Annotated in this window: 9 protein-coding genes and 1 tRNA gene; 8 read left to right on the forward strand and 2 right to left on the reverse strand. The window is 32.7% G+C overall.

Going from position 1 to position 11,352, the window contains the following annotated elements:
* The 8 genes from VJ881_04865 to selB all read left to right on the forward strand — a co-directional run.
* Positions 1-333: thioredoxin domain-containing protein (locus tag VJ881_04865; protein HKL75380.1), on the forward strand; the 333-nt coding region annotated here is incomplete at its 5' end.
* Positions 334-359: 26 nt separating this feature from the next.
* Positions 360-1,643: a glycine/sarcosine/betaine reductase component B subunit gene (locus VJ881_04870; GenBank protein ID HKL75381.1), complete on the forward strand. Its 1,284-nt coding sequence runs from the start codon at positions 360-362 to the stop codon at positions 1,641-1,643.
* 23 nt (positions 1,644-1,666) lie between these two features.
* Positions 1,667-2,134 carry a glycine/sarcosine/betaine reductase complex selenoprotein A gene (grdA, locus tag VJ881_04875; protein ID HKL75382.1) on the forward strand — a complete coding sequence of 156 codons (468 nt, stop codon included), beginning with the start codon at positions 1,667-1,669 and terminating at the stop codon, positions 2,132-2,134.
* A 29-nt stretch (positions 2,135-2,163) separates the two neighbouring features.
* Positions 2,164-3,483, forward strand: a complete 1,320-nt coding sequence (gene grdB / locus VJ881_04880; GenBank protein HKL75383.1) for a glycine reductase complex selenoprotein B — start codon at positions 2,164-2,166, stop codon at positions 3,481-3,483.
* Between the two features lie 81 nt (positions 3,484-3,564).
* Positions 3,565-5,109: a glycine/sarcosine/betaine reductase complex component C subunit beta gene (grdC, locus tag VJ881_04885; protein HKL75384.1), complete on the forward strand. Its 1,545-nt coding sequence runs from the start codon at positions 3,565-3,567 to the stop codon at positions 5,107-5,109.
* A 22-nt stretch (positions 5,110-5,131) separates the two neighbouring features.
* On the forward strand, positions 5,132-6,316 hold the full coding sequence (grdD, locus tag VJ881_04890) for a glycine/sarcosine/betaine reductase complex component C subunit alpha (GenBank protein ID HKL75385.1): 1,185 nt from the start codon (positions 5,132-5,134) through the stop codon (positions 6,314-6,316).
* A 129-nt stretch (positions 6,317-6,445) separates the two neighbouring features.
* Positions 6,446-7,849 (forward strand): L-seryl-tRNA(Sec) selenium transferase, encoded by a 1,404-nt coding sequence (selA, locus tag VJ881_04895; GenBank protein HKL75386.1) that lies wholly within the window; start codon positions 6,446-6,448, stop codon positions 7,847-7,849.
* A 15-nt stretch (positions 7,850-7,864) separates the two neighbouring features.
* Positions 7,865-9,775, forward strand: coding sequence for a selenocysteine-specific translation elongation factor (gene selB, locus VJ881_04900; protein ID HKL75387.1), 1,911 nt, complete (start codon positions 7,865-7,867; stop codon positions 9,773-9,775).
* On the opposite strand, the gene VJ881_04905 is transcribed toward selB, so the two are convergent.
* Positions 9,764-10,978: a hypothetical protein gene (locus VJ881_04905; protein ID HKL75388.1), complete on the reverse strand. Its 1,215-nt coding sequence runs from the start codon at positions 10,976-10,978 to the stop codon at positions 9,764-9,766. The two genes, selB and VJ881_04905, sit on opposite strands and share 12 nt — an antisense overlap.
* A 199-nt stretch (positions 10,979-11,177) precedes the next feature.
* A tRNA-Sec gene (locus VJ881_04910) sits at positions 11,178-11,276 on the reverse strand.
* Between the last annotated feature and the right edge of the window lie 76 nt (positions 11,277-11,352).

Here is an 11,352-nt window from a genome sequence, read left to right on the forward strand (position 1 = left end):
AAAGGAGGTGAAAAAATGTTAGAGTTAAACAAAGATAACTTTGATGAGGAAGTATTAGAATCTGATGGTGTTGTATTAGTAGATTTCTGGGGGGAGAACTGTGATCTCTGTCTTGATCTAATGCCTGATGTTGAAGATTTGGCTGAAGAGTATGGTGATGATGTTAAGTTCTGTAAACTTAATATTAAAGGTAATCGTCGTCTGGCAATGGGTCAACAGGTCCTTGGTTTACCTTCTATTGTACTTTATAAAGATGGAGAAAAGAAAGAACATTTAAGTGGTGAAGATGTAGACCGCGATGCTATAGAAGAGGCAATAAAAGAACTTATTTAAAAGTTCTAGCCGCAGGAGGTGAAAAGATGAAACTTGAATTAGGTAAAATAGAAATAGATGACATCCAATTTGCTAAAAATACTGAGATTGATAATGGTATTTTAAAAGTAAACAAAGATGACTTATTAGCTGAGATAGCTGATGATAGAATTACTTCAATTGAACTAAATATAGTTAGACCGGGAGATAATGTTAGGATTATTCCGGTAAAGGATGTCATTGAACCAAGAGTAAAAGTTGATGGAGATGGAGGTATTTTCCCTGGATTTATTAGTGATAATAAAATGGTTGGAGAGGGAAAAACTCTTGCTCTTAAGGGTGCTACTGTGATGACTACTGGTAAAATAGTAGGATTTCAGGAAGGTATTGTAGATATGTCTGGCCCTGGGGCAGATTATACTCCATTTTCAAAATATAATAATTTGGTTATTACCTGTGAAGTTGAAGAAGATATTGAACAACATGAACATGAAGAAATTTTAAGAATGGCTGGTTTAAAAGCAGCTTCTTATTTAGGAGAATGTGCTAGAGATATAGAAGCTGATGAAGTAGAAACATATGAGCATAAACCATTTTTAGAAGCAGCTGAAGAATATCCTGAATTACCAAAAGTTGGCTATGTGTATATGCTCCAGAGTCAGGGATTACTTCATGATACTTATGTTTATGGAGTTGATGTTAAAGAAATTATTCCAACTATAATTTCTCCAACTGAAGTTATGGATGGAGCTATAATTAGTGGTAATTGTGTATCAGCCTGTGATAAAAATGCAACAATTGTTCATCAAAATAATCCAGTAATTGAAGAACTTTATAAAAGACATGGAAAAGATATTAACTTTATGGGAGTAATAATTACAAATGAAAATGTTACTCTTGGAGATAAAGAAAGATCATCAAATTATGTTGCTAAATTAGCAGAACAAATGGGTATTGATGCTGCAATAGTATCAGAAGAAGGCTTTGGTAATCCTGATGCTGATTTAATAATGAATTGTAACAATCTTGAAGAAAAAGGGATTAAAACTGTTCTGATTACTGATGAATTTGCCGGTAGAGATGGTGCTTCTCAATCACTTGCAGATGCAACACCTAATGCAGATGCAGTTGTAACTGCTGGTAATGCAAATATGACTGTTAATCTTCCTAAAATGGATAAAGTAATAGGTCATCAAAAATTTGCAGATGTGATTGCCGGTGGTTTTGATGGAAGCTTAAATGAAGATGGAAGTATTACTGTTGAAATTCAGGCAATTACAGGTTCAACAAATGAACTTGGTTTTCATAATTTAACAGCTAGAGGATATTAAAAAAATATATGGAGGTGGCTTAAATGTTTGAAGGAAAAAAAGTAGCAATCCTTGGAGACCGTGATGGAATTCCCGGTCCTGCAATCAAGGAATGTATTGAAACTACTGATGCAGAAGTAGTTTTTACAACAACTGAATGTTTCGTCTGAACAAGCGCAGGAGCTATGGATCTGGAAAATCAGGCCAGAATTAAAGAATTAGCCGAGGAACATGGAAAAGAAAATCTTATGGTTATTCTCGGTGGTGCTGAAGCAGAAGCTTCAGGTCTGGCATGTGAAACCGTTACAAACGGTGACCCAACTTTTGCAGGTCCATTGGCTGGAGTCCAGTTAGGGCTCGCGTGTTATCATGTTTTTGAACCAGAAGTAAAGTCTGAAATTGATGATGATGTTTATGAAGAACAAATTAGTATGATGGAAATGGTTCTTGATGTAGATGATATTGTAGAAGAAACTAAAAAATATCGTGAAATGTATTCTGAACATGCTTAAAATAAATTGTCCCAGTTGGGGGTGAAGTTATGAATAACAAAATAAAGATTGTACATTATATAAATCAGTTTTTTGGCCAAATTGGTGGAGAAGAAAAAGCTAATATTCCACCTAGAACTGAAGATGGACCAGTAGGTCCAGGTAATGCATTTAATAATGCTCTTGGTGAAAAAGCTGAAATAGTAAAAACTATTATTTGTGGTGACAGCTATTTTAATGAAAATACTGAAGATGCTAAAAAAGAAATAAAAAAGGTACTAAGTGAGGTTAAACCTGATTTAGTCCTGGCAGGTCCTGCTTTCAATGCTGGCCGTTATGGAATGGCCTGTGGTGGAGTTGCTGAAATTGCAAATGAGGAATTAGATATTCCCGTAATTTCTGGACTTTATCCAGAAAATCCAGGTTATGATATGTATAAAAATTATGCATATTTTGTGGAAACAACTAATTCAGCGGCAGGTATGAGAAATGCTATACCTGACATGGTGAATTTGATAACAAGTTTTATTGAAAAAGATGGTGATTTAGGACGTCCTGAAGAAGAAGGATATTTACCTAGAAATTTAAGAGTTAATGAATTTGCTGATAAAAGAGGAGCTAAAAGAGCTGTTGATATGCTTCTTAAGAAAATTAATGAGGAAGATTTTGAAACTGAATATCCAATGCCTGATTTTGATAGAGTAGATCCTTTAGATCCTATTGAAAATATGGCTGATACTAAAGTTGCTTTAGTAACTTCAGGAGGTATAGTGCCAAAAGGTAATCCTGATCATATTGAATCTTCAAGTGCATCAAAATATGGGGAATATGATATATCAGAATATGTAAATTTAACTTCTGATTGTCATGAAACTGCTCATGGTGGTTATGACCCTGTTTATGCAAACGAAGATCCTGATCGTGTATTACCGGTAGATGTAATGCGTGATTTAGAAGATGAAGGTGTAATTGGCAAACTTCATAATAAATTTTATGCTACTGTTGGTAATGGAACCTCAGTTGCAAATGCTAAAGCTTATGCTCAAGAGATTGCAGAAAAGCTTTTAGGTGATGGTGTTCAGGCAGTAATACTTACCTCTACTTGAGGTACCTGTACACGTTGCGGTGCAACAATGGTGAAAGAAATTGAAAGAGCCGGTCTTCCGGTTGTTCATGTGGCCACAGTAGTTCCTATTTCTAAAACAGTAGGAGCAAATAGAATTGTTCCAGCTGTTGCTATTCCTTATCCTTTAGGAGATCCAGATAAGGCTAAAGAAAAAGAGAAAAAAATAAGAAGAGAAATAGTGGAACGAAGTCTAAAAGCATTACAAACAGAAATTGATGAACAGACTGTTTTTGAAAAAGAATAAATACAAAATATGAGGCTGTGCCTTTTCTAGCACAGTCTCTTTTAACTATAATAAATATAAAATTTTTATGGAGGTGTAAAAATGGATTTTCCAGTAATAAAAGGTTCCAGTTATGTTTTAGTTCATGCTCCAAACACATTAGAAGAAGCAGGTTCAACTCAAACTACAACAAGAGATAAAAATCCAGATGATGATTATTTAAAAGCAATTGATGATCACTTACGTAATTTTGATGAAGTGGTGCAGTATGCTCCCAATCAATGCTATATTGGAAATATGTTACCAGATGAATTAGATGAGATAGATACTCCCTGGTATGATGAAGATAATTTTGCAGATAATGAAAGATACGGTCGTCTGGGAGAAATAATGCCTGAAGATGAATTTTATGCTTTGGTTAAATATGTTGATACTTTTGACTTAGTAAAATTAACACCTGCTTATACTAATAAAGCAAAAGAGATTATTTCTAATCATCCTATTTTAAGTGAAATGGATATTGAATTAGGTGAAGGAGAAGAATTTGAAGAAATAAAAGATTTGGTTGATGCCCATAAAGCTGAGCCTCTTAAGATGGATAGTGAGATAGTTGGATGTGTTAAACAGGCTCATGAAACTGATGTAAATTTAAATGCCCATACTATTTTTGAAAATTTAATGGCTAAAGCTTCAGGGGTTCTGGCTTTAAAGAATCTTGAGAAAAAACATGAGATAGATATGGCTGATATAGACTATATTTTAGAATGTTCTGAAGAAGCATGTGGAGATATTAACCAGCGTGGTGGCGGTAATTTTGCAAAAGCTATTGGAGAAATGGCTGGTTGTGTAAATGCAACTGGTTCAGATGTAAGAAGTTTTTGTGCTGCTCCTGCTCATGCAATAGTAAATGCTGCTGGCCTTGTAAAATCCGGTATTTATGATAATGTTGTTGTTTTAGCTGGCGGTTCTGTTGCTAAGCTTGGAATGAATGGAAAAGATCATGTTAAAAATGATATGCCAATTATGGAAGATACCTTAGGTGGATTTGCAGTTTTAATATCTAAAAATGATGGCGAAAATCCAGTAATTAGAACTGATATAGTGGGAAGACATAAAATTGGTACTGGTTCATCACCACAGGCTGTAATTTCATCTTTAGTTACTGAGCCTTTAGATAATAATGATCTTGGAATTGCTGATATAGATAAATATTCTGTAGAAATGCAAAACCCTGAAATTACCAAACCAGCTGGTGCAGGAGATGTACCTCAATCTAATTATAAAATGATAGCTGCTCTTGGTGTAAAAAGAGGAGATCTGGAGAAAAAAGATCTTATGAATTTTGTAAATGAACATGGTATGCCTGGTTTTGCTCCAACACAGGGTCACATTCCTTCAGGAGTACCTTTTGTCGGTCATGCTCGTGAGATGATAAATAATGGTGAAATGAAAAGGTCTATGATTATTGGCAAAGGAAGTCTATTTTTAGGAAGAATGACCAATCTTTTTGATGGAGTTTCTTTTGTAATCGAAGAAAATACTGGAGAAACTAAATCTAAAAAAGATAATAATGTAAATGAAGAAGAAATAAAATCAATGATCGCTGATGCAATGCGTAACATGGCAGAAAATTTACTAGCTGAATAAATATATAAAGCGAGGTGAAAATATGACTAATCCAAGCCAAAAAAAGGTTGCCCAGGTTTTTAATCAATTAGCTGATGCAATAGAAACCGGGGATTTTGGATCAAAAGCAAAAATTGGATTGACTATTTTAGGTAGTGAACATGGCCCTGGAGAGTTGATTAAAGGCGCGGAACTGGCAAAAGATAAATTTTCTGGAATAGAAATAGTCTTAATTGGTGAAGGTGTAGAAACAGACCTTAATCTAATTCCAGCCTCTAATTTGGAAGAAGCTCATGATAAGATGGATGAAATGTTGGAAAATGGAGATTTGGATGGTGCAGTAACTCTCCATTATAATTTTCCTCTAGGTGTTTCTACTGTAGGAAAAGTAAAAACTCCAGGAATTGGTAAAGAAATGTATCTTGCAACTACTACTGGGACTTCAGCAACAAAAAGAGTTGCTTCTATGGTAAAAAATGCTGTTTATGGATTGGCTACTGCCAGAGCTCTTGGTGATGAAAATCCTTCATTGGGTATTTTAAATATTGAGGGAGCCAGACTTGTAGAACAGAAATTAAGCGAATTAGATGAAAATGGTTATAAAATAAATTTTGCTAAATCAGCAAGAGAAGACGGGGGAGTAGTAATGCGCGGGAATGACCTTTTACAGGGCACACCTGATATTATGGTTACTGATACTCTTACCGGTAATATGTTAATGAAAATGTTCTCTGCTTATACAACTGGTGGTGGTTATGAAGCCAGTGGTTATGGATATGGCCCAGGGGTTGGTAAAGATTATGATAAATTGATTTGCATTATCTCTCGAGCTTCTGGTGCACCTGTAATTGCTAATGCTATTAAGTATGCGGCAATGGCTTCTCAGGGCAAAATTAAGCAAAAAATTAATAAAGAAATGGAAAAGGCAAGAAAAGCAGGTTTGAATGAAATTTTGGAAGAAGTTGAATCTGAACAGAGTTCTGATGCTAGTGTTGAAGAAGTTGAGGCGCCACCTGCTAAGACAACAAATGAAGAAATTCCCGGTCTGGATATATTAACTATTGATGACGCAAAAAATTCTCTCTGGAAAGAAGGTATTTATGCTGAAACAGGAATGGGTTGTACAGGCCCGGTAATTCTGGTAGCAGAAGAAGATACTGAAAAAGCAAGAAAAGTTTTAATCAATAATGACTATATTTCTGATACTGGTTCTGGAGGAAGTTGCTAGATATTAATTTAATTTAATAAATTATTTATGAGGTTGGGTTAATACCCTGCCTCTTTTTATTTGTATTTGTAGTATTTTCATATTTTTGATAAAATTATAGAGAAGTAATATTTTGGGAAGGTGAAAAATATGAAACAGAAATTATTAAGTAAGATTCCTGCTGTAAATGACCTGCTGGATACTGATAGGGTAAAAAATTTTATAAATGAATTTTCCAGACAGGTAGTTTTAGATGGAATTAGAGTGGTTACAGATGAAATCAGAAATGATATTTTAAATAGCTCAGATATGGAGTTGAAAGATTATGATCTAAATAAGGAAGTAATTATTGAAAGAGTTGAAAATTATCTAATAAAGTGGTCTCAGCCTAATCTGGCTCCTGCAATTAATGGAACCGGGGTTATAGTTCATACAAATTTGGGAAGATCATTATTGTCAGAGTCAGCGATTCAATCTTTGACTGAGGTAGCCCGTAATTATTCTACTCTGGAAATAGATAGAAAGAGTGGAGAAAGAGGTTCACGTTATAATAATGTGACAGGATTGCTACAGGAGTTAACAGGAGCAGAAACTGCTATGGTTGTAAATAATAATGCAGCTGCAGTATTGCTAGCTCTTAATACGATTGCTGAGGGAAAAGAAGTAATAATTCCTAGAGGAGAATTAGTAGAAATCGGTGGTTCATTTCGGATCCCTGATGTTATGGAAAGAAGTGGAGCTAAACTTGTTGAAATAGGTGCTACCAATAAAGTTTATTTAAAAGATTATATTAATGCTATAACTGAAAATACTGGTTTATTACTTAAAGTACATACAAGCAATTATAAAGTTGTTGGTTTTACTAAAGGGGTCGAACTGAAAGATCTTGTTGAATATGCACATAAACACGATTTACCTGTAATGGATGATCTGGGTAGTGGTATTTTGGTGGATTTAACTAAGGATGGATTTAATTATGAGCCAACTGTTCAAAAAAGAGTTAAAGCAGGGGCAGATGTTGTTACTTTTAGTGGAGATAAATTACTTGGTGGCCCTCAGGCTGGGATTATTGTCGGTAAGAAAAAATATATTGATAAAATGAAAAAGAATCCGATGACAAGAGCCTTAAGAGTAGATAAATTTACTCTTGCTTCTCTGGAAGCAACTTTAAAAGAATATAAAAATATAGATAAGGCTAGAGAGAATATACCTACTTTGAAAATGCTTACTGAAGATCTTGATAACATAAAGAAGAAAGCTGAGAAAGTATATGATTTAATCCAAAGTAGTGAATTGAGTAATGAGTTTAGGGTTGAAGTGGAAAAAGATATAGCTAAAGTAGGTGGAGGCGCTTTTCCCTTAGAAGAATTAGACACATATATTTTAAAAATAGTTTCTGATAAGTATTCTACCGCAGATTTGAGTTATAAACTGAGAATGAATTATCCACCAATATTTAGTAGAATTAAAGATGACAAATTGATATTAGATTTTAGAACAATTAAAGAAGCTGATTTAGATTATATTATTGAGGCTTTAGAAGAAATAAAATAGGGAGTGGTTTTACTGATGGCTAAGAATTTAATAATTGGAACTGCAGGACATATAGATCATGGTAAAACTACCTTGATTGGGGCTTTAACTGGTGAAGATACTGATAGATTAAAAGAAGAGAAGGAGCGGGGTATTTCCATTGAATTAGGTTTTAGTGAGTTAGATTATGAAGATGGAGTACAACTTGGAATTATAGATGTTCCTGGACATGAAAAATTTATTAAAAATATGCTGGCTGGGGCTGGAGGAGTAGATATTGCTTTACTTGTTATCTCTGCTGATGAAGGTTTTATGGCCCAGACCAGAGAGCACCTGGCTATTTTGGATTTGTTAAATATAAAAAGAGGAATAATAGCTTTGACTAAAATTGATAAAGTTGATGATGAATGGTTAGAGCTTGTAATTGAAGATACTAAAGATAAACTGGCAGGTACTTTTCTGGAAGGTGAAGAAATTATTCCGGTTTCAGGACTAAACAAAAAGGGAATAGATGAGTTAAAGGAAAAGATTCACGATATTGCACTTAGTATTGAAAATAAAGATCCAGCTGACAATGTTTATTATCCTATTGATCGAGTATTTACGCTTTCAGGGCATGGTACGGTAATTACAGGTACTTTAGTTAGTGGTAAAATTTCTGTAGAGGATGAGTTAACTATTTATCCCCAACAAAAGGAAGTTAGAGTTAGGAGTCTGCAGGTGCATAATGAAATGGTTTCAGAAGTTGGCCCTGGTCATAGAGTTGGAATTAATCTAGCTGGGGTTGATAAAGATGAAATTGATAGAGGAGATGTATTGGCTACATCTGATAGCCTTGAAGTAACTGATTTTATTGATGGTAGGTTAAATATTTTAGAAGATTCACCTATGATATTAAATCACGGTGATCGAATTAGATTTCATATTGGAGCTCGTGAAGTTTTAGGTAGAGTTTATATGATCGAAAAGGAACAATTACTACCAGGTGATGAAGGATTAGTACAATTTAGATTGGAAGAAGATATTGTAGGTAGATATAAAGAAAATTTTGTTATTAGACGTTATTCTCCAATGACAACTATTGGAGGAGGAGTAATCATAGATAATAATCCTCCATATCGAAAGAAATTGGATAAAGATGCAGTTAAAGAGTTAAAAATTAAAGAAAATGGCACAAAAGAAGAAAGAATTGCCCTTGAATTAAAACTTGAAGATGAAAATTCTTTAAATAAAAAAGAAATTGCTAAAAGAACAAATATTTCTATAGAAAACATTGAAAATATAATTTCTAAAATGGTTAATGAAGGTGAAATAATTGAGTTTAGCACTACTAATATAAAAACCTATTTGCATAAAAAAACTTATGATTCTATAAAAGAAGAGATATTAGATATGCTTGAAAATTTTCATCAAAATTATTCATTAAGACCTGGTTATCCCAAAGAAGAATTAAGAAAAACCATTTCATTAAATTTAAGTAAAAAAGAATTTGATTATTTGCTGTCTCAATTAGAAGAAAGGGAAAAAATAAAATTAAAAGGTGCTAAAATTGCTTTAAATAATTTTGAGATAGATTATAATACTGAAGAAGAAGAAATAAAAAATAAAATTATTAAAATATTTGAAGATAATTATATGCCTCCAACTAAAGATGATTTATCAGTTAAATTTAATAATGATCAAGAAAAAATATTAGAAGTTTTTCAATCACTTATAAATAAAGATATAATAATAAAAGTAGCGCATAATATTTATTTTTATAAAAAAACAATAGACAAAGCAGAAAAACTATTAAAAAATTATTTAACCAAGAATGAAACAATTGAATTAAGTGAATTTAGAGATATATTAAACAGTAGTAGAAAATATGCTTTACCTTTACTAGAATATTTTGACCAAAAAGATTTTATAATAAGAAAAGAAGATAAACGTAAGTTAAAAAACTAAATTAATAAATTTAAATATATAATTAGCAGTTATTCCTGCAATTAAACCTCCGATAAAGTGACTGGTTATTGCTTTTGATATTAAGTTTCTTCTATTTAGGGCATCCATCATAGCAACATGAGTACTTAAAAAACCACTCCAGCACATGCCCATGGCAGTGAAAACAGCAATTTCATTACCACCAATTATACCATTTGCTAAAAATTTGGGTACTAAAGATAAAGAAGCTCCTACAGCTCCTAAGGCAGTAATAGGAAAAGCTATAGCTTCTGGGTTTTTAAAACCAAAGAGAGGTTTTAATATCGGTGAAAGAAATTCACCGATTTTTGGCAGGAGTTTAACACCTTCAAAAGCATTACCCTGATAACCAGCTTCTGGAGCACCAAAAGTAAGGATCATAATTAATGTGCAAATAACTACAACTCCTGGTATAATACTTAATCCAATATCTACTCCTAATTTTCCACCTTCTAAAAGTGCACTAAGTCCTCTTTCCATGAAATTTTCTTCTAATTCACTTTTATCTTTTTTATTTAGAAAACTTCTTTCTTCCATGTTGTTTAGTTTATTTTCATCAAGATTTTCTTGAGATAGAGTGCTAATATTTATTTGGGCTTTTATCCGATAGTTCATTATTCTTACACTAACTATACTTCCGACAATTGCACCAACATTACCAATTATTGCTTCTGTCATATATCCAAGTCCTGTCATAAAAGTGGTTAAAATAAGTCCCATACCAAATGCAGTACCTAAATTGCAAAGGGCAGGGATTTCGTATTTTTGGAAATAGCCAAGATAACCATCTTCTTTAGCAAGTGAAATTATAGCAGGATTGTCAGAAAGATATGTAGTTATTATTCCTAAAAAAGAAACACCTGGCAAATTATAAATTGGCCGCATTAAAGGAGCAAAAATTTTATTTAATAAATTTATCAATCCAAATTCTGTAGCCATTTTTCCAAAAGCACCAGCAAGTACAGCAATGGCCATTATATAAAAGACGGTATCCATAAGTAATTTGTAAGCAGTTTCCATTAAAGTTGAGAACATATTTCCGATTCCCATATTATATCCAACATAACCAAAAAATAAAATGATAATAGATAAAAATATTATTGTATCTAGATATTTATCTTTAAAATCTGGTTTATTAATATGTTTTGAATTATTGTTAATTTTTTTAGAGTGGCTATTTTTCATATTCAAACCTCCAGGAAATGTAAAAATTATATATTGTGAAATAAGACACATAATATTATAAACTAAATTTATCGAAATTACAATAAAAAAATGCAATTGATTTGAAAAATTAGTTAAGTTTGTTTAAAATAGTAGTGATAGAAGCCATAAAAAAATCTCCTTATTAAAAAGGAGTAATTAAATGTTTTATAGAATTATATGGCGGGAATGTGTGGGAATTGAACCCACCACAGACAGGTCCGCCTGCCTGCCACTGGATTTGAAGTCCAGGGTGCCCACCTTGGGCACAGCCATTCCCATATCACTTTCACTATTATAATATATTTATTTTAAAAAGTAAACCATTTTAATAAAATTTTATATTTTAGGAGGTT

Source organism: Halanaerobiales bacterium (assembly GCA_035270125.1).
Lineage (GTDB): Bacteria > Bacillota > Halanaerobiia > Halanaerobiales > DATFIM01 > DATFIM01.